We start from the raw sequence: 22,227 nt of genomic DNA, 5'->3' as shown, positions 1-22,227 counted from the left end.
TTTCAGATTTACTTGTTAGGCTGAGGAGTCATCCGCAGATAAGGTTTGATTTCCTCATAACCTTTGGGGAATTTCTGTTTTAGTACTTCTGGATCTTTGAGTGAGGGGACAATTACAACATCTTCTCCATCTTTCCAGTCAGCTGGTGTCGCCACACTGTAATTATCAGTCAATTGCAGAGAATCAATCACCCGCAAAAGTTCATCAAAGTTGCGTCCCGTGCTGGGAGGATAGGTGAAAGAGAGACGGAGTTTTTTATTGGGGTCAATTACAAAAACCGATCGCACTGTCACAGCCGCATTAGCATTGGGGTGGATCATGTCGTAAAGGTCAGCAACCTTGCGATCCGCATCCGCCAAAATTGGGTAGTTAAGGGTGGTGCTTTGAGTTTCTTCAATGTCTCCCACCCAGCCTTTGTGAGATTCTACATCATCAACGCTGAGTGCGATCGCTTTGACATTGCGTTTGTCAAATTCTGGTTTGAGCTTGGCAACTGTGCCGAGTTCTGTTGTGCAAACAGGTGTAAAATCAGCAGGGTGAGAGAACAGCACAACCCAGCTGTCACCTGCCCATTGATAAAAGTCGATGTCGCCGTGTGTTGAGGCTTGCGTAAAGTTGGGTACTGTGTCACCTAGACGGAGAGCCATGTGAGATTCCCTGTAGTTAGAAAGGCATGTATATTCTAGTATTCCATCATGACATAAAACCCCGATTTCCCAATCGGACTATAGCTGTTTGAAACAAAATTTTAGGTTATCAGCACTCTTAGATACGGAATGAGAGGGCTGAGTTCAATTTAAATTAGTTGCTATAAGTTGAGTAGCTCTTTCAATCTGAGGATTGAGAGAGCAAATAGCATCTGTGGTTGTTTCAAAACAATTTGATAATCCAATGGTTTTCAACAATCCTGAACGCTCTAGTATTTGTTGAACTTGGGGTTGTAAACCTGTGAGAATTAAGCGGCAATTATGCCGTTCCAAGTCGTGGTAAATATCCTCTAAGGCCACTAAGCCAGTTGTATCCATATTTGGTACATACCGTAACCGCAGAATTAAATACTTAACTTCTGGTTGCTCTCGCAAGAAGGTAACGAACCTTTCCGCAGCCCCAAAAAATACAGGGCCATCTACCCGATAAACAGCAATTTCTTTGCCTAATTCTAGAGGAACACCAGGGGGAAACACTTCAGTTTCAGGCATTTTGGCCAGGGTCAAATCACTCATGCGTTTGATAAATAAGGCTCCGGCTGCAATCAATCCCACTTCCACAGCGAGAACTAAGTCAAACAAGATTGTCACTAGCCAGGTGAGAATCATCACAGCAAAGTCGGAGTAGGTAGCACGCATTAATAAGCCAATGGCTTCCCACTCAATCATCCGCAAACTAACCACCATCAAAATGCCAGCAAGTGCTGCTAGGGGAATCTGTGCCGCCAAGGGTGCCAAAGTTAAAACAATAATGGCTAAAGCAACGCCGTGAATGACTCCAGACAGTCGGGTTGTACCGCCAGAACGGACATTAATCGCAGTTCGAGCGATCGCCCCGGTTGCTGGGATGCCACCAAAAAATGGGACAATGATGTTTGCTAATCCTTGACCAATTAATTCGCGATCGCTATTGTGTTTCTCACTCACCGTCATCCCATCAGCCACCACCGCCGATAGCAACGATTCAATACTTCCCAGTGCCGCCAAAGCCAAAGCCGGATTAATTAATTCTTGAATGACGCTAAAATCATTCCAGTGGGGAATACCTTGGGGCATCGGTAAAGATTGAGGAATGACTCCAATTGTTGGCACATCCAGATCAAAATAAGCTGCGATCGCTGTTGCCAACACTAACCCCACTAAAGAACCCGGTATGGTATTATTAATCTTGGGCCAGAAAACGTTGGTTCCAATCACCACCAATGCTAGCCCCACTGCTACCCAGTTTAAAGCTTCTATATGAGTTATAGTTTGCCAAAGTCCTGGCAGAAAATGATCGCTATGTGGTATTTGTAAGCCAAAGAAGTTATTTAACTGACCACAAAAAATAATCACGGCAATACCGTTAGTAAAACCTGCCGTCACCGGATAAGGAATAAACTTCACAAGCTGTCCAAGTTTGGCAACCCCCAAGGCTACCTGGATAATTCCAGCCATTACCCCAGCAATCCAAACTTTCTCTATACCATACTTGGCAACAATTCCCACCAAAATGACAGCCATTGCACCTGTAGGCCCTGTAATCTGTACTGGCGAACCTCCAAAGATTGCTGCGACAATTCCTGCCACAATAGCGGTGTAGAGTCCTGCCTTTGGTTCTACTCCACTTGCCACCGCAAAGGCTAAAGCTAAGGGTAGTGCTACGACAGCTGCTGTCAGTCCTCCCGTTAAATCGCCACGCAATCCACTAAACAAGCCATCGAAACTGAAAAGCTTTGGTTGTTTGGGGGTGTCAGATATTGACATATTGTCATTTTCAACTTTCATAGAGAATTTGTGAATGCATACATAGTGTTTTGGTCTACAAGTCAGATAAAAAGCTTTTTTACTCCTGACTCCTACTTGTATACCTCACTAGCTTGCAATCTGCTGTAGTTTTCAAAGTAGTTCTAGCACCTATTTGCCAAAACTGCTGTTGTCTGCCTTGGGTTAAATTAATTTGTTTGCCAGAATTTTTTCATAGGCTTGGATTGTTTGCTTTGCGATCGCATCCCAGCTAAAATTTTCTAAGGCATATTTTTGGGCGTTTAATCCCCGTCGTTGGCGTTCTGCGGGATTTTGTAAAGCTTCTTGTAGTAACTCTACCAGTGCTTGAATATTTGTTGCGCCTACCCAACCCGACTCACTATCACGTATTTGTTGACAAATATGCACTTGGTCAGAAATGACTACGGGTACACCTGCTACCATCGCTTCAGCTACAGCAATCCCAAAATTTTCGTAGTAGGAAGGCAAGACAAATAAATCAGCAGTTTGTAGTAAACTAACTTTAAGTTCACCACTGACAAAGCCTGTAATTGTAGTGTGCGATCGCAGTGGTGAATTTTGAATTTGGGATATTATCTTTTGTTCATAATCTGGATCTTGAGGATTTGTCCCAGCTAAGACAAAATGAAACTTATAACCAACCGCTAACAGCTTCTCTAGCGCCGGAATCAACAAATTTAACCCCTTTTTCGGGTCAATTCGTGACATAAATAGCACCAAAGGTACATCCTTTGGTATTTCTAACTGACTGCATACATTTTTAATAGAAGATTGACGGGGAATCACACCCAAGGGAATCACCAAATCTGGCGTAGATACTCCAAATCTTTCTGATATTTTAGCTTCTTGGTCGCTGGTAAAATGAATTGCTGCGGCACTAGCTAAATTTTGACGTTCTATAATTGCAACATAAAGCTGTTTTAATTGCTTCTTCTTCTGCAAATCAGCTGGGTCGAGAGTACCCAAAGGACGGAAAATATAAGGTAGTTTTTGCTGACGACACACAATAGCAGCAGCACTAATTATTGGTGAGAATAAAGCATGAATATGTGCTATGTCAAACTCGTGAGCGTGACGTTTTAACCAATTTAATAAATCGAGCGAAAATTTGTAGCGACGAAACGGCGCACAACGAAAGTAAATTATTTCATAGCCATCTTGTTTAATTGGTCGATTTAAAGGAACATCCAGAGGTGTTTGACCATTATCACCATTACTATCAGTTGTGAGAATTGTAACTTCTGCTCCCTCTTTTACTAACGCTGGAGCTAACCCTAGTACCATTTGACTAGGGCCGCCGTAAATTAGAGAAATTGAGGGAACAATTTGTAATACTTTCATTTTTTTGTTATTTGTCATTTGTCCTTTATTATTCACTAATGACTAATAACCAATTCTTGATAAAACTCAAATTGCTGTTTAGCCAAAGCTTTATTGGTATATTGAATCATCGCTTTTTGATAACCCATTTCACCGAGAGTCTGAGCAAAATCTGGTTTATCCATTAATTGAACTAAGCAATTAGCAAGAGCTTGAACATCACCTTCAGGAAATACTAAACCAGCATCACCAATTACATAGGGAATTTCCCCGGAATCAGAACCAATCACAGGTACTTGGCAAGCCATCGCTTCAATTAGCACATGACCAAATTGCTCTTTCCAGCCAGCAGAAGTTAAAGTTTTAAACTTGTAAGTTGTTTCTGAAGGTAATACTAAAGTACTCATTAAATTAATATAGTTTGCAACCTCATCATGAGGGACGCTTTCTATCAAAATTAACCGTTCTTCAATATTGTTTTCTGTCGCAGTCTTAATTAATTCGCTTTGTAACTCTCCTCGTCCTAATAGCAGTAACTTCCAAGGTTTATCTCTCAATGTAATTAAGGCTTGCAAAAGCGTTAATAAACCCTTCTCTTGCACAAAACGCCCCACAAAACCTACCACAAAATCTCCTTTTTCAATGCCAAACTTAGCTGCTAATTCTGGTTGAGCTTTGGGAGTAAATAAACTTTCATCTACACCCAGTTGTGGCATAACTTTAATTGCTCCTTTATATCCCCGTTTTCGCAAAACTTCTGCTCCATCTTGATTCCCAGAAATAATGCCGTGGCTGTGGTTAAGGTTATATTTTTCTAATAAAGAGATTGGTAGTTTCAGTTCATAAGGAAGATTCCACCAGGTAAAAAATACATTTTTTGCCTTGAGTCCTAATAGCTGATTTAAGGCAATCATTTGAGTATAAGCCAAAGCTCTAGAACCTTGTTCTACTTGAATGATTTGGGGGCGAAATTGTTTTAATAAAGGTATCAAATCAGCGCCAAAGGTAAGTAGTCCCTGATGATTTTGACTAAAATTAGAAACTGGAACTATTCTAAATCTGCCTTCATCACAGTATTCAGTTTCAATAATTCTGTTTTGTACACCGCCTGGTTTCCAGCGCTTTGGGACTACAACTGTCACTTCAACGTCAGATTCTAGTTGAGATAAAGCGCGTAATTTCTCACAGTTGAGGTCTACGATATAAGTGTGACTAGCAACTAAGATTTTCATCTATCCTTTGTTATTCACTAATGACTAATGACCAATGACAAATGACTAATGCCTAAACTTGTTTATCCAATCGACTGTAAATTTGACCATCATTCCATAGTGATTGGATGACAGTACCCAAGGCTTTGAAAAAACCCAAAATGTAGAAAATACCGCGAGTGGCAATTTTTATCGGTGAACCGCTTTTGTGACAAGGTGGCCGTCCGAGAACGTGACAGTCAAATAAACGACCATATAAACGCAAAGCTTGAGTCGCAGTCAGGTTTTTCAGCCCTAATAAAAAATGATTGTGATAAAAGGTGAGTTGATATTTTAGCGATCGCATACTAATATCATGACAACCCCCTGTTTCTTCGCCTAAATGCACCAAATAGGCTTCTGGGTCGTACCAAATCTTATACCCCGTCTTCCGCACCCGCAAACAAAAATCTGACTCTTCGCGTACTGCACTACCGCCAAACCTTTCATCAAATCTCAATCCATACTTAGTAAAAATTTCGCGGCGAAATGACATATTGCAACCCCTTGCTGTCAAGACTTGTTGGGGTTTAATAGTATGTACTAAATCAATATGATACCAAGCAATTCCTGGGTCCATAGCTTCGGGAGGCAGATATTCAATCTCTATATCTCCTCCAGAATCACCTAATTTCATTCTGTCAAACACCCGACCGGCTACAGCCCCCACCTCTGGGTTTTGCACATAATTTTTCGCATGGGCTGCTAACAATCCTGGGGTTAACTGAACATCATCATCAACAAACAATATTATTTCACCAGCAGCCCGCCGCACAGCATAATTCCGCGCCCCTGGCAAACTTGCCCAATCTAAGCGCAACCATTTAATTTTACCTGCCTCCGCCATCTCTTCTAGATAGGCTTGAATTTCTGGTTGGTGTTTTGCAGTTTGGTCTACAACTAAAACTTCAAAATTTGGATAGTCCTGTATTAAGACATCCACAATGCTATCGCGTAGCGCTTCCTCTCGTCCGTAAGTAGCGATAACTACAGTAACTAATGGCCAATTATTCATAATTTTTATTAAGTAATTTTACCATTTCTATAATAGCCTTGTAGAAATTAAATTTCATGAAATTCAGTAGGCGGCTATTGCTTTAATTTACATCCTGTATTTTCACGGATTTTGGAAAACCTCGCTTTCATTCCTCTCCGTGACTACGAAATTGCTTACCCATCAATAAATATCATCGAAGAATAAGTCTATAGGAACATGGATAAAATAAGATGCAAAACTTTATCCTTTCTCTCAATCCCTCTCCTTTATAAGGAGAGGGATTGAGGGTGAGGTAAACCAAGGGATATAAATTGCATATTATTTGATTCTCATTCCTAAATTGTTTTTAGACGTTTTTTCTTATTTCTTTGCTGAGGGTTGGCATCTTCCTTATCTTGTTTCTCCAGTTCGGGCAATTTAAAAAGAACTCCCGCAAAAAACCAATAATAGGCAGCAACAGGATCGACATCCAGAGGATAGTAATAAGTGTTGGTGCTAATAAACAATATAAACACCCACAAAGCTGCACCGGAACTGCGGAAATTACGGTTCTTTATGGAGCGATAGGTTTTAAAGCCCAGAATTGTTAAACTTGTTACTAAACCCAGAAACGCTAATAATCCAACAATTCCCACTTCATAAAGTACTTTCGGGTAGTAGGTTTCCACAAGCTTAGTTTGACCCATCACACGGGCAGAGTTTGTGGCTCGTCCTAAGCCGCTTCCCAATGGACCATCTACGTTTTTCCAATTTTCTTCAAATTGTTGGATGATAAAATCTTGAGGTGGTGAAGCGTTCCAACGACTGACAAAACTATCGGTTCTCTCTTGTACGACAGCAGGGTTAGTCACCATCGCAATTCCCAGAATGAAGGCAAGTCCCACACCTATGGGGATAAATCGTTTCAGGTTGCCAAGTTGTCCGGTAAGCAATAGCAAAATCCCGAAGCAGATTGGTACTAAAGCTAAGGCAATTCTCTGTCCAGAGATTACAGCATTGACAAAGACTCCCACTATAGAACCTAAACCGATTATCCGCCATATTGGGGAGGGATCGGTGAAGCCGGTGGCAAAGGTAAAAAAGGTGCTAGAAATTAAGAACCATGCCCACTGCCAAGGAGCTACAAATGTCCCTGGTAGGCGAATAATCCCTTCTTCGGGACTATATACTAGCGCTCCACCAAAATAACATCGGGCTTCGAGTGTTGCTCTAAATAAGGCATCTCCTTCAAGACCTCTAGTGCCTTGACATACACCAGTTAGTAGTAAAAAATACTGAATAAATCCCAGCGTGCAGCAAATCAGTGTCAGGACAATCTGGAGGCGCAATAAAAATAGAAAATCCCGTTTATCACGAATTAGATAGTAAGCGCAACCAATCAGGGGGACATAGCCTAAAAATACTTTTAGTCCCAAAATTCCCATACCTAATGGTATTTCTGGGGCTGCTTTTTCTAATAGTCCCGCACTAGGAGGGTTAAATTGCTGTCCACCATTGACAAACAACAGTGTTAGTACACTACAAGCCAAAACAATATAAAGTGGAATTGTAATGCCTTTAGGAATAATTATAGGTAGCCCCTGTTTACGGCAAGTCTGCCAAAGTCCAATTAGCGCTGGAACGTAAAAGGCATCTTTAGCTAATTGGAGTATGGGACTATTGCCCAAGTAGTAGGTGACAGTACCTCCCACTGGTATGTAAATGATGAAGGCATATAGGGCTTGGCGCGGATATTTGTAGGAAAGGGACATGACTATTATCCCTAACACGCCAGGGACTGCTGCCTTAATTCCAACTACGAAAAAAAGTACAATGCCAACAAAGACACCGCCAAAGGTTGCGGTGGTGAGTAAGCTAGTGAGTTCTTTACGTACTTGGGCAGATTTGCGCTTTTGGGCTAACTGTTCTTTGAGGCTAAGGGTAGAAGTTTCCTTTTTAGCCTTATTTTTCGATTTTTTAGATTGCTGAGATTTTGATTTGAATTTTGGCATAGTGGCACTGTAGCCTATCAGCCTGGGAAAATACTCCATTATATAGGACTAAAATTTGATTTTGAAATAGACGTAGGGGAGCCAGTGCGTCGCGGAGCTTCCCGTTGTAGGAACTGGCTTTGTGTTATTGCAGAAACTACGGCATAATTCCAAGCTTTTGGTGCATTACGCTTCGCTAACACACCCTACTAGCGTGTCAAGGCTAAAATGTTGCAAAAAAAATGTAGGTTGGGTGGAGGCTTTGCGTAACCCAACATCCTAATATATGTTGGGTTGCGCTCCGCTCCACCCAACCTACGTCTACATTTAATGCGGTATTTTAAGCTTGCCACGCCACTACAAAACTACTTAGATTTTTTCAAAAATAATTTAAAATTCCGATAGTTGAAAAATCTCTCTGGATTGCTGTAATTTGTATAATCCGAATTCATCTCTCAATGATTGATTTAACAATTTACGGTTAAAAATGCTAAATCCTAATCTTTTTGAATTGTTAAAAAGATTTTCTCCTGTTTCCAAAATATAAACTGCTCCTGGAAATGGTAATGATTTAATGGCTTTTGCTTTGCTCTTTAAAATATCTCTGACTTTAGCGTGGTCTATATAATATCTATAGTATCCGTAGCCACGATTATATTCTGCGGTTTCTGGCAAATCATTCAAATCATATCGAAGAATATTACAAGTACCGCACATTTTATAAAAATTGTTTCTCTTGATGTATATGTAATTACTGCCTTCTTGATATTTATAACCTTTATTTATAAACCATCCATTAGAATCAGGGTGTTGTTGAACAAATTGGGCTAATTTTTCACTCACACAATCATCAGCATCAACTGTCATAGTGTGGGTGGGAGAAAATTGCCGAGCATACATCAATCCTTTTAAGATTTTACGCCCTTTATCTGTGTCTCCTTTGGCTTCGGGGGTAGGCTCGTTTGGAGGAGAAAAATCAACTGTAATATATGTGATATGAGGATGAGTGAATTCTATTTTGGGCTTTTCGTGGCAAACAACAATAACGCGAAAGTTTGGTGAGGTTTGATTACAAACTGATTTAATGCATCTTTCAAATAATTGTGTAACACGCTCCCAGGAGTTGGAAACTTGTAAACTTTTGAGTGGGATAATAAAAACAAGCACTGTATTTTATTAGGACAAATAGCTAGGAATATCGAGGTAAATAATACCACGTTTTGACTGGCGCTAAGACTAAATGTCATATCATGTCCGCATAATTAGTTCCTATTAAAGCAAGAGACGCGATGAATCGCCGTCTCTACAATAATTAGACGCGATCTAGAATTTTTATCAAAAAACCTTAACTGAACTGTATTGAGTTATTCAGGTTTAATTAAATTATCAAAATGTCACAGCTTCCACACATAACCACCCTTGGTTATGTGCGGAATGTGGGATTAAACTTGGTGTTTTTTTCAGATGAGAGCGAGATATTAGCTAATTTAACGTGTCGCGGAAGTCCCCACCTTCTCTGCGAGACGAAGACAGCGAACAATGTACTCATAAGGTGAGGATAGGGAGCGGGGGGTGAGTAGAGCATAGGCCAATACGGTTCAGTTAAGGCTAAAACTCTTTCTTTGCCAAAGTCATTTTTTAACGTAGACGCTTCGGCTTCCCGCAGGGTACCGCCAAGAACGCCAAGGACGCAGAGAGAAGAAAGAAATGCTTAACTGAACTGTATTGGAACATAGGCGTATTGTTTTTAAGCGGGAAGCAAAAACACAATACGCTTATGGATGAAGAATCCCCAGTATTTTCTGATAGAATTATTCGGTCTTGACCATCAATGCCATAAGCGAAAACCAAGCTAATAGGTATATGTTGCAAGAGAAAGATTTGGGTCTTGGGAACCAGGACTCCTGCCCTTGGAGGGAATGTCAGACTTCTAGTACTACGGAGTTCTGGAGGCTATTCCCGATGAATTGGGAAGCTCCGTCGGTCTTACGGAGTAGTTCACTCCATCAGATGCTGCTGGACTTGCGAAACTAATTCATTTGTCCAGTAGTTGGCGAGTTCGGCATTTGCTGCTTCTACCATTACTCTGATGACTGGTTCTGTGCCAGAGGCGCGAACCAAAATTCTGCCGGAATCGCCCATTGCAGCTTCAGCAAGAGCGATCGCTTTTTGTACAGGTTGACAATCTTGCCATCCCAAACGGCGATCGCGATCGACAACTCGCACGTTCCGCAATAATTGCGGATAGGTTTGGAAGCTTCGATCTACTAATTCGCTCAAGGGAACACCCGCCTCTTTTACCAAAGATGCTATGTGTAATGCTGTTAACAAGCCATCTCCAGTGACGGCATAGTGACGGCAAAGAATATGCCCTGATTGTTCGCCACCTAACATTGATCCGGTGCGCTGCATTTCGGCTTGTACGTATTGGTCGCCAACTGCGGTACGAATTAAGTTACCACCAATTTGCTGCCAAGCTTTTTCAAAGCCTAAGTTGGCCATGACTGTAGATACAATCAGGTTGTTTGGCAATTGTTGGTTTTGTTGTAACTGCCGTCCCCACAGGTAGAGAATGTAATCGCCGTTAACTTGTCTGCCAGTGTTGTCTACTGCTAAGACGCGATCGGCATCGCCATCGAAGCCAAAGCCGATGTCGGCGTTGTGTTCTTGTACGGTTGCTGCCAGTATGTCTAAATGAGTGGAACCGCAGTTAACATTAATGCGATCGCCATCTGCTTCGTTATGCAAGCAGATTACTTCCGCCCCCATTTGTGTAAATACTGATGGTGCTAACCCAACTGCTGCACCCCATGCTAAGTCTAAAACAATCTTCATTCCCTGAAGGTTTAGGACACCATTCAAGGGTTTTTTCAACGCCGAGCTATAATCTTCTACTAACTCGAAACGTGAATAATGCCGTCCGCAATTACTAACTTTAGCGATCGGTGATATTTTGCCACGCAGTCCAGCTTCTATTTCTGTCTGCAATATTTGCGGTAACTTCCCACCCTTAGCACCAAAAACCTTAATCCCATTGTCTTCTGGGGGATTGTGGCTGGCAGAAATCATCACGCCGCCGATGGCATTAGTGATGCTGGTAAGATAGGCAACGCAAGGAGTGGGGCATAATCCTAAATACCAAACCTCTAACCCTGCTGCTGTTAACCCTGCACTCAAAGCCATTGCTAGCATATCACTGGAGTTTCTAGAGTCCTGTCCGAGAATGACTGGCCCTACTTGAGTCGCATGATTGCGTAAAACAATCCCCGTCCAAAAACCAACTTGCAATGCTAGAGGCGCAGTCAGTAATTCTCCCACTCGTCCGCGAATCCCATCTGTGCCAAATAAGGAATTTGTTGGTAATGGGATTAAATTCATGCCAAAACTGCTCTCAATCCCTTTGCCCAATCCCTCAATTTCAGAAGTAGAACCCCCAGAAATGCCCGATGTCCGAGTTATAGATGAAACCATATTTTTAAACACTCCACACAATCACACTGAAAAATAAATACCACTTAAGACTTTATTCAGCAATTTTGACATGCTTTTTCTCTTTAGAAATTCAATCTATATCTACCTATCTTTACGTAAGAATACTGAATTTTTCTTTCTTAGATTGTAAATCTTTGATAAAATTAGTATTAGTTTTTACGTTATTAGTAAATTTTCCACATCTTAGCTAATTATTCCTTTTATGCCGACAACTTTCGTTTTGATTTTTATCTGTATTAGTTCACACTTTGCAATGCTACCAGCCCAGAAGTATGTAATAAATATTACTAGGATTGCATCACGGAAATTTCCAGCTTTGCTGAAAATGAAAGCAAGATTCAGCTAATAACAACAAAAAATCAAAATACTAAAATCTCAATTTCTGTTCTCTTAGCCTTGTTTCTGTGTAAAAAATGACAGAATCATCGCAGCTTAAAAAATTTTAATATAAATTCTCATCAAATAGTTTTAAGGTAACGTTTTAATGGCTTTTTTAGCCGTTAGTGAATCAAAACTCCGGCAGTTAACTTTTTAAAGTTGAGAAATTTAGCATGAGCAGCAATTTAGCAACCAAATTACGTGTAGGCACTAAGAAAGCCCACACGATGGCAGAGAATGTAGGTTTTGTCAAGTGCTTTTTAAAAGGAGTAGTAGAAAAAAACTCTTACCGGAAACTAGTTGCTAACTTCTACTTCGTCTACTCAGCGATGGAAGAGGAAATGGAAAAGCACCGCCAGCACCCAATAGTTTCTAAAATTAACTTTCCTCAGCTAAACCGCAAGCATAGCCTAGAAGAAGACCTAAGTTATTACTTTGGTGCAAACTGGAGAGAGCAAATTAAATTATCTCCCGCAGGTGAAGCTTATGTACAGCGCATCCGAGAAATATCTGCGACAGAACCGGAATTGTTAATCGCCCATTCCTACACTCGTTACATAGGTGACTTATCCGGGGGACAAATTCTCAAAAATATTGCTGTAACAGCGATGAATTTGTCTGATGGACAAGGAACAGCCTTTTATGAGTTTCCAGAAATTACTGATGAGAAGGCATTCAAAGCCAAATATCGGCAAATTTTGGATGAATTACCCCTTGACGAGGCGGCAAGCGATCGCATCGTTGATGAAGCTAACGCCGCCTTTGGCACGAACATGAAGCTGTTCCAGGAATTGGAAGGTAATTTAATTAAGGCGATCGGTGTGATGCTATATAATAGTCTTACACGTCGTCGCACACGTGGTAGTACTGAACTCGTCACTGCTGAGTAACCGTGTTGAGATTGCGGAGTGTGGTGTGTGGAGTCATAAATTCAGATAGCCTGATGAAGGATAATTCATAGGTGTTTCTGGGTAAAGAGCGAAAAACGCTCAAAATATTTAGGGGCAATAGCCTTGTGACTGCTTTTGATAGGTGAAAGCAAGCATGGGGAGATTGCCCCTCAATTATGATTGAAGGAGTTAACTACCTCCGACTTGAATTATTACAGAACTTTTATGTGTCGGCTAAACTGTTCCTCAACAAAATAGCTACTAGAAAATTCACTTGCAAAAGAAACTTGATGAAAGTGATAATCTAGATTCAGCAAATTATAGACAAGTCTTAAGAAATAATCATCTATCCAGAAATCCACATCAAATAGTGAAATACCATATTTCCCTTCCAACCTGCGATTTAAAGTTTTCAGTAACCAAGACCATTGAGGTTTGAGGGTCGGATCGATGCGGTTCCCAAATACAGGATTAAAAAACTGATTTACTTGAGTTGTTCTCACATCAATCACTTTAGTTAGTAAATCTGCTGCCTTGATTGGTGATGAATTAAACCAATAGTTAGCGACTACTAAATCATGTAAATAAGCAACTACAATTTTAGGATTTTCTTTAATGAACTGCGAGCGACAAACAATTCCTCTGATTGATGGAATTCTTAAACTAATTGTTTGAGATAGAGGTAGTTTTCTGACAAAAGCATAAGCTTCTAAAATTGAGGCAAAAGTGTGACAACATACGTAAGCATCTATAGTTTTATTTGCCAAACTCTTACTTGCTCTACGAGGATCTTCATTCACTAATCTGCAATCTTTACTAACATCCATATCATAGAGGTCAAAAAGAGTAATGATGAACCTATGGGCATTTGAACCAAATAAGGTAGAAATTCGTTTACCTTTTAGATCCTGGATAGTATTTATAGAAGAATCTTTATGCAAAACAATATTGATATCTTGACCCAAAAGATTATACGAAGCAATCCCAATTAATTTAGAACCAAAACTTAAATCATCAAAGAATTGGCTACCATTATTCAAGAGAGAAATATCATCTAAAATACAAATATCTAGTTCTCCCCGCTTCATCTGTCGATTCATTTGTTCCCCAGAAGCAAAGGGCAGAATTTGTAACTCAAAATCTCGATTAATTTCAATATTTTTGAAAATAGCCTGTTCAAGTGATGATGCTCTCTGTAAATCAGAAATATACTTAGTTCCATATCCAGCAATAAACTGTCCTATGGAGTCTCTCTGAATACCTATTCTAAGAATATTTTCTTCTTTGGGATAACAGCTACCTAAAAATAGATTTACGTTGGGCAAACTTTCTAAGTTATCTGGATCTAGTCTAAAACTTCTTACCAAACTCTCTGCGGATATTAACAATTCACTAAAGCGAGGAACATGAAGATAAATTCCATATTCATTAATATCTTGAATCGGAAAAGTTAGGACTTGGTATTGAGATATGATATCAGCTTGGCAAAAGTCAGGTAAAATCGTTAGTTTTTGATTTTTGTCAGCGTAGTTTAGTACATCTTGATAGCTGTGTAGCACTTGTACGCCACTTAATTTGTTCATCAAAAATTCATTTTTAGATAGTTCCTGATGAACCTCATCTAAAAGTACAACATCAGCCAGATCAATATCATTTATTTTAACTAGGCTATGCTCATTGAGATATTTACTTGCCCCAAAGGAAACCAACAGCATTTTATGAGTTTTTAATCTAGTGCAGTGGTGTTCTTCTTTATATCCAGCGCAACTGTTAAGCAGAAGATCCATTTCTATTAGTTGGCAATTTGAAAAAAATCTGCTATTTTTAACCGCAATCTCTTTAAGATTTCTACCTGGAAAACAAAGCTGAAATCGCTGCAAATATTGTTTGAGCCAGACTTCTAAAATTAAATTAGTAGCTCCCAATATCAAATCTTCGCCCTCAGCGCTAAATGTTGCCTGAAATTCTTCTTGCAGATTTTCTACAGTTTCTACTAAATTAAGTGTCTGGGAAATTAATTTCTTGCCTTTATTAGTCAAGCAGATAAAGCCAGGGGAGCGATTTAGGAGAATTACTCCAAAACAATCCTCTATTTGTTTGACTTTTTTACTAATTAGTGCTTGACTATAACCTAGTTTTTGTGCTGCTTTAGAAAAGCTACCACAGTCATCTACTGCTTTTAAGATTTTGAGGTGATTTAGGGTAATATCTTCGAGTTTAATCTTATTCATGCTAGGTAAGGCAAGATTTTTAATTACAAGGTAATTAAGCTACTCTGCTGTCTATATTCGGAAATAACTAGTTTGTGGAAGCGAATAGTGTCTTCCCACATAGATTCAAATTTCAGTACTATTAAGTCAACGCCAACGGCTTCGTATTCTTTCAGGCGGTTGATAACAGTATAGCGATCGCCAACCAGTTGAGCAGATAAACCAAGATTGGCTTCAATGGTTTGACTGATATCTAGTTTGTTGTGGGCAACTACATTCGGATCTATTTGCTCTTGAAAGTACTTGATTTGTTGCCAATCGGCAGAACGATAAATTGCTTCTAATCTGGCTTCGGCTTGGGCGGTATGTTCACCAACGATCGCAAAGGCACTCATTGCTACTTTAATCTGACGACCGTAGCGATCGCTAGCCAATCTTTTCACTTTCTGCACCAATGCTGCCGTTTTCTCTGGTTCATCAGCGTTGATAAATAGATAATCTCCCTGACGAGCCGCTAGGTTAATCGCCCTGTCTGATTCCCCAGCAATGAAAATCGGTGGTGTTGGTGTCGGCTGATCTGGGAGAATACCACCCTTAATAGTGTAGTATTTGCCAACATAATTAAAGCCTTCAACTGTCCATAGCCCCTTAATTACATCAATATACTCTTCTAATCGTGCGTAGCGATCGCTGTGAGGTAGCCAGATATCTCCATAGCTTTCTACTTCTAACTTCCACCAACCTGCAATACCACTGAGAGCAAATCTGCCATTACTAAGCTGATTTTGAATGTTTGCACTCAAATTGGCAACTACCGCAGGTAGTTTAAAACCAGCTTGGACAGCCGCAACAATCTTGATATTCTTGGTGTTCAAACTTGCTAAAGCTGCTGTAATCCAAGCGTCAGCGACATTATAGTTAGGCCCATGAACTGCATTTAAGTAATGTTCAGGAATGTAATAGAAGTCATAACCTAACTCGTCTGCCTCAACTGCCAGCTTGACCAAATCTTGGGTGGATAAATTAGCTTCATGGTTGACAACCCGCAACCATCCACCACAGACCGGCGACCAAATTCCAAACTGAAGTGGCATAAATGTTTTTCCTGTGCTTTTTTTTACGAGGCATTAAGTAAACTACGGTAGCTACATATTTTTACCGTAATTTAGTAGTTCACACTACCATATTTATTTCTGCTGTGTATAGTTGCAGATGACAGATGAGAAGCATTTATTTATCACGATATGGAATAGTATCGATACTTTGTCGAGTCTGATTCCTGATTGCTTTGAATGAATCAGGGTAATAACCAGCAAGTATAAAAAATAATTAAATACTCAGGAAAATTGGGCAGTATTCCAAAATGGAATATGGAAATGGAATTTAAGTATATCGAGTCACGACATCAGAAAAATTGTTGTGATAAAGTCTGATTCATTAAAAACTACGGTAGCACAGTCGAGTTATGGTATATTATTGCCATCAAAGAATTGTCTACTTGTAAACTCAAAGCAGTTTGCAACCAATCTCAAGCTTTCGATTTTGACTAAAATTTTGCCCTATCAAGTTTTAGCTGATTTGTTAGTGATGACAAATTAGATTTTGTTGCATCACTTGCAAACTTAGACAAATAAACAAGCAATTTCAATTACAAACGCACAATTATGGTAGATATTAAGTTCGCGTACTGGATTCCCAACGTCAGTGGTGGGTTAGTTGTTAGTAAAATTCCCCAACGCACAGATTGGACTTACGAATATAATGCTCAACTAGCTCAGACAGCTGAAGAAGTTGGATTTGAATATGCTCTAGCACAAGCCAGATTTATCGCTAGCTATGGCGCTGAGTACCAGCTAGAGGCACTTACAACTGTGTCGGCTCTGGCTCCTGTCACCAAGAAATTGAAATTGATTGCAGCAGTTCACCCTGGATTGTGGCATCCGGGAGTAGTTGCCAAAATGGGTGCTAGCATTGATTTTCTCTCTAACGGTCGGTTTGCTCTGAATGTAGTTAGCGGTTGGTTCAAAGATGAATTCACTATATATGGTGAACATTGGTTAGACCATGACGAACGCTATCGTCGTTCAGAAGAATTTATCCGCGTTCTCAAGGGTTTGTGGACTGAAGATGAGTTTCACTTTAAGGGCGACTTTTACCGTATTAACGGCGGTTGGGTGAAGCCTAAACCAATTAATCAGAATCCCCACCCGGAGATATTCCAAGGTGGTAACTCTAAGGCTGCACGGCGCATGGCTGGCCGCGTCTCTGATTGGTATTTCATGAATGGCAATACCATAGAAGGCGTGAAAGAGCAGATTGCAGAAGTATCTGAATTAGCTCGTCAAGAAGGACGCACAATTAAGTTTGGTCTGAATTCCTTTATCATCGTGCGAGATACGGAAGCAGAAGCCCATGAAGTATTGCGCGATATTATTGCCCAAGCTGATGTGGAAGCTGTCAAAGGATTTGGCGAAGCGGTGAAACAGGCAGGATCTTCTACTCGTGAACGTCAGGGAATGTGGGCGAATTCCAATTTTGAAGACTTGGTGCAGTATAACGACGGCTTCCGATCGGGTTTGATTGGCACGGCTGAACAAGTAGCTGAAAAGATTCGCCAGTTCCATGAAGCAGGAGTTGATCTAATTCTCGCTGGCTTCTTACACTACACAGATGATTTACCAGCATTTGGTAAGACAGTAATACCAATTGTGCGCGAACTTAAAGCTAATCGTCGGACAGCTGATGAGTTGGTTGGAGTGTAGATTTGCAGCAACATACTTTGTGGGTTTTGTGGATTGAAGTTGTTCTAGATAATATCCCCACTCCCCAGATCAAAGATAAAGATTTCGTATTGTCTCATAGTAGTGGCGATTATGAGTCACTCAATCACAATCAAGGAGTTTTATCATGACATCAGTAATTAATACTGACCAGAAGGCGTATATTATTCGGGATGACAAAGAAGCGATCGCGATCGCTCACGAATTAGCAGCTGAGTTTGCCAAGGGAGACTCAGAACGCGATCAAACTCGGCGTTTGCCTGCTGAAGAGGTAGAAAAGTTTTCCCAGAGTGGATTGTGGGGAATTACAGTTCCAAAAGAATACGGCGGTGCTTTTGTATCAAGTGCCACCCTCGCAGAAGTAGTTAAAATCATCTCCGAAGCTGACTCTAGCCTCGGTCAAATTCCCCAAAACCACCTCTACATGGTGGAAGCAGTTCGCTTGGATGGCACAGATGAGCAGAAAAAGTTCTTCTTTGATTTAGCTCTACAAGGCAAGCGCTTCGGTAACGCCTTCTCTGAAATTGGCACTAAGTCTGTCAACGATGTTCAGACAAAGTTAGAACCATCTGGATCTGACTTCCTACTCAACGGACGCAAATATTACTCTGCTGGCGCACTATTGGCACATTGGGTTCCTGTCATTGCCAGTAATCCAGATGGTAAGACAGTGGTGGCATTTGTCGAAAGAGATGCCGAAGGATTAACCCTACTTGATGATTGGACGAGCTTCGGACAGCGTACCACTGCTAGCGGCACTACCATTATTGAAAATGTCAAAGTTAAAGCAGAACACGTCATACCGCACTACTTAGCCTTTGAAAGGGCTACTCCAATGGGTGCGATCGCGCAAATCATCCAAGCCGCCGTAGACGTGGGAATTGCTAAAGCCGCAGTCCGTGACACCATCCACTTTGTCCGTAAATATACCCGTCCTTGGGTTGACAGCAATTTAGAAAAAGGCTATGAAGACCCCCTGACACTGTACAACTTAGGCAATGTCCAAATTCAGGTTCACGCTTCTGAAGCATTGCTGCGTCGTGCAGGTGAATTTCTTGATATCGCCAACGAGTCAGGTTTAGAAGAACCCAAAGTAGTTGAAGCATCGATCGCAGTTGCCGAAGCCAAAGCCTTAGCTACCGAAGCAGCATTACTAGCTACCAACAAATTGTTTGAACTAGCAGGTACTAAGTCCACATTGGAGGAATTCAACTACAATCGCCACTGGCGAAATGCTCGCGCTCACACACTCCACGACCCTGTACGTTGGAAATACTACGCTGTTGGTAACTACTTCCTCAATGGTGTCTATCCCCCGCGCCATCCTTGGTTGTAATTGCGGCATTCTCTATTGGGGTGACTCAATTTTGGATTTTAGATTTTAGATTTTGGATTAGGAAATTTTTCATAGGACTTACGCAAGAACTCTCTGAAACTCTTATTTCTCCGTGTCCTCTGCGCCCTCTGTGGTTCGTTTTTTCATAATTTTGCGTAAGTCCTGTTTCAAACTAAAATACGCTCATAGATTCGTTCGGCTTAACTAAGCGATCGCCAATCTAAAATTGAAAGATTTTTTGAAATTTTGGGTTTGTAATTATTCAATCCAAAATCCAAAATTTAAAATCCAAAATTTACCAGAATGCTTTACCCCTGATAAATCCAACATTATTTAAGTTGATTACTATGAGCGTTGCAAACCCAACCCAGAGGCGGAGCATTTGGAAAAGCCAGCCATTTAAGGGGCTGCTTTTCATTGCTATAATTGCTGTCATTAGCTATATTTTTGAACTCATCTTTGGTCAAATTATTCAGCTAAATGTATCAACAAAGTTGACTTATATCACTATATGCTTCGTCTGGTGGTGGCATCTAGGTTTCTCCCTCAGCGGTTATCCAGGTTCTCGCTTTTCTTCTACCCGATTTGGACGAGGAACAGTGAATTTAGTAGTGCTGTTGGCACTAGTTTACATAACTGGAGAAGTTTGGAAAATCATCTCTGCAAAAGCAATTCTCACTGATACACCTGTTGGCTTGTGGGGACAAACAGCAATCATTGCCGCCGCCGCCAGTTTGTTCTTCTTTGACAACACGATTGTCACCACCGATGAAGTACGCAACTGGCATCCAGTGAGCGGCTTTCTCAATATCTTTTTTGCCATCTTCTTTATTGCCCCTGCACTCACCTTTTTGCCGCAAATGTGGGGACTTCAACCATTTTACATTCCTTGGTATTGGTATCCTTGCTCAACAGTATTCGGTAGTTTCTTTGAACGTTGGCCTTTAAACAAATTAGAACTAGGAATGCCACGTTTAGGATTACTACATACAGGTATTATTTTGTTACTCACTTTGATTACCGAATTGTTCTTAAAACAGCTAGGGCTGGATTTGTTTACAACAACAACAGGGCCAACCTTTGCAGCTATTTGGACAACTGTTGGTTTAGGATTTGTTTGGCAATTCAATATGTGGCCTTTCACAGAGTTGTCACAGCCCACAAAAGGCATAGTTGCATCTGTTGTTAGTTTAATAATTTCCGTCTTGTTTTACCTGGTGACAGTATCCCTAATAGGTCAGGAAAATATTATCCAAGGGCTTTACTGGTGGTTTAATATCCTTTGGGTTCAAGTATTCTTAATGGCTCCAGGATTATACGATGGAATTAGCCTTTGGCAGGATGTGCCGCCACTAGTTGAAGAACAACAACCCCTGAGCTTGAATCGTGAAGGACGCTAGAATAATTCGTAATTCGTAGTTAAGAATTCGATTACGAATTACGAATTAGTTAATAGTTGTGAAGAACGTAAGAGTGTGATCTAAATAAATGAAAACATTCTCAACTCTTACTCTCTGCGCCTCTGCGTGAAAAAAAGTTCACATTTTAAATCAGCAACGCTCAAAATTTTAACGTTGCTGAGATGATTTAAAAGGTGAAGGTTGTTCTTACAGTGCCAATTACTGCATCCTGATTATCATTGTTTTGAGCCGGAGCCGTAATCCAAATTACGCCAGGGGTGATAGCAATGTTATCTGTAAGCTGATACTTGTAAAAGCCTTCAATATGTAAGGATAAATCGTTTGCAGGTGCAGGATTACCACCCCGATAAGGTTCTGCACCCACAAGAACACCACCAAGGTTGCCTTGTTTACCTAAATCTGGGAATGCCAATCCCAGAGCATAGTACCAAATATCTGCACTACCACTACCCGCCAGATTCTTAGCGTTAGTGTAGCCAAAGAACCCATTGACTGCAAATCGAGGACTAAATTTATAGAAGGCTTCGACTCCGTAGGAGTTGGTAATCGTCCGTTGAAATGGAGTATTGGCTTGTTGTGTTCCGACAAGTGTAAAACCACTACCGAGGTCGAATATTCCTCCCCGATTTTGGTAGGCATTTATGTATGTCAAACCAATGCCAGAGTTTTTGTTGGGGTTCCATGCTATTTGTCCAAATGCGCTGTATTGACCATTAAAAAAACCACTGTCTGGCTGAGGATTGGCATGATCTCCTGCTAAGTAAGCCAAGCTCAATACCAATTGGTCACTTAATCGATAATTGAATCCTCCACCTGCACCACCACCAATCCGGTAGATAGGACTAGAGGAAGCAAATTCTGTCAAAGCGCGACTGCCGCCTGTGGCACTATCCAGATAAGGACTCAGAGTCGGAACAAAGTCAAAAAATACTCCGTTTATTGCTCCTATATAAGCATCGATTTTGCTACCAACTGGAAAATAGTAAGAGAGCCAATCTACGGATAGGCTGTTGTTACTAGGAGCAAGATTGAAGGTTTGCAAACCTTCGGCTGAACCACCAGGAAGTTGCAAAGTAGTAGTGTTTCCAGCAGTTAAACGAGTATTTAGAGTGTCTTTACCTGTAAAACTAGTTTTAAAAACGAGGCGAACTCTATCTTGAAAAACTGTGTTATCACTATTAACTGAGCCTTGAAAGGCATTGGTAATCACAAAAATAGCTTCCGCAGAAAGCTTTGTAGTTGTGGAAAACTGGTTAGCTTCTAGTTCCGCAGTTCGAGATTCTAAATTATCAACACGACCCCGTAAAGTTGCTAGTTCAGTAGTAAATTCTTCTTGCAGTCTTTGTAGGGTAATTAAGTCTTGTTTGGTAACTAAGTCAGATGTAGCTGTTGCAATTAACTCGTTGATCCGAGATAAACAAGCATTTAAACCTGCTGCAAATTCATAGCGAGCGATCGCGCGGTTTCCCCGATAAGTACTATTTGGATAGCCCGCAATACATCCATAACGCTCAACTAAATACTGGAGTGCTTGAAAAGCCCAATCAGTTGGCTGCACATCTGAAAACTGAGATACAGATGTTACTTGAGACATCCTGTTTGTCTGTTGGACATTTGTATCACTATTGATTGCAGGAATTTTAGACGTTTGGGCGATGGTTGTTACCGAGGAATTATCCCCGAAATTGGCAGTTTCAGCCACTAATTTG

16 protein-coding genes are annotated in these 22,227 nt (G+C 40.7%); 5 read left to right on the top strand and 11 right to left on the bottom strand.

The genetic code is table 11. The features are described 5' to 3' along the window. Positions 1 to 8: 8 nt before the first annotated feature. The 8 genes from HWQ37_RS15555 to glmM all read right to left on the bottom strand — a co-directional run bounded on the left by HWQ37_RS15555 (position 9) and on the right by glmM (position 11,482). Positions 9 to 647 (bottom strand): peroxiredoxin, encoded by a 639-nt coding sequence (locus tag HWQ37_RS15555; protein ID WP_094348143.1) that lies wholly within the window; start codon positions 645 to 647, stop codon positions 9 to 11. Between the two features lie 144 nt (positions 648 to 791). Then, positions 792 to 2,453: a SulP family inorganic anion transporter gene (locus HWQ37_RS15550; RefSeq protein ID WP_292748521.1), complete on the bottom strand. Its 1,662-nt coding sequence runs from the start codon at positions 2,451 to 2,453 to the stop codon at positions 792 to 794. A 183-nt stretch (positions 2,454 to 2,636) separates the two neighbouring features. After that, positions 2,637 to 3,815 carry a hormogonium polysaccharide biosynthesis glycosyltransferase HpsP gene (hpsP, locus tag HWQ37_RS15545; RefSeq protein ID WP_292748520.1) on the bottom strand — a complete coding sequence of 393 codons (1,179 nt, stop codon included), beginning with the start codon at positions 3,813 to 3,815 and terminating at the stop codon, positions 2,637 to 2,639. A gap of 35 nt (positions 3,816 to 3,850) precedes the next feature. Further along, positions 3,851 to 5,026, bottom strand: a complete 1,176-nt coding sequence (hpsO, locus tag HWQ37_RS15540) for a hormogonium polysaccharide biosynthesis glycosyltransferase HpsO (protein WP_292748510.1) — start codon at positions 5,024 to 5,026, stop codon at positions 3,851 to 3,853. Between the two features lie 52 nt (positions 5,027 to 5,078). After that, a complete protein-coding gene (gene hpsN / locus HWQ37_RS15535; RefSeq protein ID WP_292748509.1) occupies positions 5,079 to 6,059 on the bottom strand; it encodes a hormogonium polysaccharide biosynthesis glycosyltransferase HpsN in 981 nt (326 codons plus the stop codon). A gap of 317 nt (positions 6,060 to 6,376) precedes the next feature. Next, entirely contained in the window at positions 6,377 to 8,032 is a 1,656-nt protein-coding gene (gene hpsL, locus HWQ37_RS15530; protein WP_292748508.1) for a hormogonium polysaccharide biosynthesis protein HpsL, read from the bottom strand. A gap of 369 nt (positions 8,033 to 8,401) precedes the next feature. Then, the gene (locus HWQ37_RS15525) at positions 8,402 to 9,178 is read right to left on the bottom strand and encodes a glycosyltransferase family protein (protein ID WP_292748507.1); all 777 of its coding nucleotides are present in this window, start codon (positions 9,176 to 9,178) and stop codon (positions 8,402 to 8,404) included. 831 nt (positions 9,179 to 10,009) lie between these two features. Next, on the bottom strand, positions 10,010 to 11,482 hold the full coding sequence (glmM, locus tag HWQ37_RS15520) for a phosphoglucosamine mutase (RefSeq protein WP_292748506.1): 1,473 nt from the start codon (positions 11,480 to 11,482) through the stop codon (positions 10,010 to 10,012). Positions 11,483 to 12,054: 572 nt separating this feature from the next. Between glmM and HWQ37_RS15515 the strand changes: the two genes are divergently transcribed. After that, a complete protein-coding gene (locus HWQ37_RS15515) occupies positions 12,055 to 12,771 on the top strand; it encodes a biliverdin-producing heme oxygenase (protein WP_292748505.1) in 717 nt (238 codons plus the stop codon). A gap of 212 nt (positions 12,772 to 12,983) precedes the next feature. Here the strand turns inward: HWQ37_RS15515 and HWQ37_RS15510 are convergent, their stop codons facing one another. Both HWQ37_RS15510 and HWQ37_RS15505 read right to left on the bottom strand, forming a co-directional pair. Next, positions 12,984 to 15,002, bottom strand: coding sequence for a LysR family transcriptional regulator (locus HWQ37_RS15510; RefSeq protein ID WP_292748504.1), 2,019 nt, complete (start codon positions 15,000 to 15,002; stop codon positions 12,984 to 12,986). A 23-nt stretch (positions 15,003 to 15,025) separates the two neighbouring features. Continuing rightward, the gene (locus HWQ37_RS15505) at positions 15,026 to 16,075 is read right to left on the bottom strand and encodes an LLM class flavin-dependent oxidoreductase (protein WP_292748503.1); all 1,050 of its coding nucleotides are present in this window, start codon (positions 16,073 to 16,075) and stop codon (positions 15,026 to 15,028) included. A 570-nt stretch (positions 16,076 to 16,645) separates the two neighbouring features. On the opposite strand from HWQ37_RS15505, the gene sfnG reads away from it, so the two are divergent. From sfnG to HWQ37_RS15485, 4 genes are all read left to right on the top strand, one after another. Further along, positions 16,646 to 17,743, top strand: coding sequence for a dimethylsulfone monooxygenase SfnG (sfnG, locus tag HWQ37_RS15500; RefSeq protein ID WP_292748502.1), 1,098 nt, complete (start codon positions 16,646 to 16,648; stop codon positions 17,741 to 17,743). Between the two features lie 2 nt (positions 17,744 to 17,745). Next, positions 17,746 to 17,892: a hypothetical protein gene (locus tag HWQ37_RS15495; protein ID WP_292748501.1), complete on the top strand. Its 147-nt coding sequence runs from the start codon at positions 17,746 to 17,748 to the stop codon at positions 17,890 to 17,892. Beyond that, positions 17,889 to 19,097: an SfnB family sulfur acquisition oxidoreductase gene (locus HWQ37_RS15490; protein WP_292748500.1), complete on the top strand. Its 1,209-nt coding sequence runs from the start codon at positions 17,889 to 17,891 to the stop codon at positions 19,095 to 19,097. The genes HWQ37_RS15495 and HWQ37_RS15490 overlap by 4 nt, the downstream gene beginning before the upstream one ends. A 347-nt stretch (positions 19,098 to 19,444) precedes the next feature. Then, positions 19,445 to 20,497 carry a hypothetical protein gene (locus HWQ37_RS15485; RefSeq protein WP_292748499.1) on the top strand — a complete coding sequence of 351 codons (1,053 nt, stop codon included), beginning with the start codon at positions 19,445 to 19,447 and terminating at the stop codon, positions 20,495 to 20,497. 187 nt (positions 20,498 to 20,684) lie between these two features. Here HWQ37_RS15485 and HWQ37_RS15480 read toward each other — a convergent pair. After that, the coding region (locus HWQ37_RS15480) for an iron uptake porin (protein WP_465249699.1) at positions 20,685 to 22,227 on the bottom strand (1,543 nt) is incomplete at its 5' end.

Origin of the sequence: Nostoc sp. NMS4 (genome assembly GCF_017115095.1) — a bacterium.
Taxonomy (GTDB): Bacteria; Cyanobacteriota; Cyanobacteriia; order Cyanobacteriales; family Nostocaceae; genus Nostoc.
The sequence above is the reverse complement of the archived record's forward strand: the minus strand, read 5'-3'. Positions and strand labels throughout refer to the sequence as shown.

Bases quoted from the DNA above. Each gene is read 5' to 3' on its own strand.
- HWQ37_RS15490 (WP_292748500.1), top strand. From the start codon at position 17,889: ATGACATCAGTAATTAATACTGACCAGAAGGCGTATATTATTCGGGAT.
- hpsL (WP_292748508.1), bottom strand. From the start codon at position 8,032: ATGCCAAAATTCAAATCAAAATCTCAGCAATCTAAAAAATCGAAAAAT.
- hpsO (WP_292748510.1), bottom strand. From the start codon at position 5,026: ATGAAAATCTTAGTTGCTAGTCACACTTATATCGTAGACCTCAACTGT.
- HWQ37_RS15515 (WP_292748505.1), top strand. From the start codon at position 12,055: ATGAGCAGCAATTTAGCAACCAAATTACGTGTAGGCACTAAGAAAGCC.
- hpsN (WP_292748509.1), bottom strand. From the start codon at position 6,059: ATGAATAATTGGCCATTAGTTACTGTAGTTATCGCTACTTACGGACGA.
- hpsP (WP_292748520.1), bottom strand. From the start codon at position 3,815: ATGAAAGTATTACAAATTGTTCCCTCAATTTCTCTAATTTACGGCGGC.
- HWQ37_RS15510 (WP_292748504.1), bottom strand. From the start codon at position 15,002: ATGAATAAGATTAAACTCGAAGATATTACCCTAAATCACCTCAAAATC.
- HWQ37_RS15485 (WP_292748499.1), top strand. From the start codon at position 19,445: ATGAGCGTTGCAAACCCAACCCAGAGGCGGAGCATTTGGAAAAGCCAG.
- HWQ37_RS15550 (WP_292748521.1), bottom strand. From the start codon at position 2,453: ATGTCAATATCTGACACCCCCAAACAACCAAAGCTTTTCAGTTTCGAT.
- HWQ37_RS15505 (WP_292748503.1), bottom strand. From the start codon at position 16,075: ATGCCACTTCAGTTTGGAATTTGGTCGCCGGTCTGTGGTGGATGGTTG.
- glmM (WP_292748506.1), bottom strand. From the start codon at position 11,482: ATGGTTTCATCTATAACTCGGACATCGGGCATTTCTGGGGGTTCTACT.
- HWQ37_RS15555 (WP_094348143.1), bottom strand. From the start codon at position 647: ATGGCTCTCCGTCTAGGTGACACAGTACCCAACTTTACGCAAGCCTCA.
- sfnG (WP_292748502.1), top strand. From the start codon at position 16,646: ATGGTAGATATTAAGTTCGCGTACTGGATTCCCAACGTCAGTGGTGGG.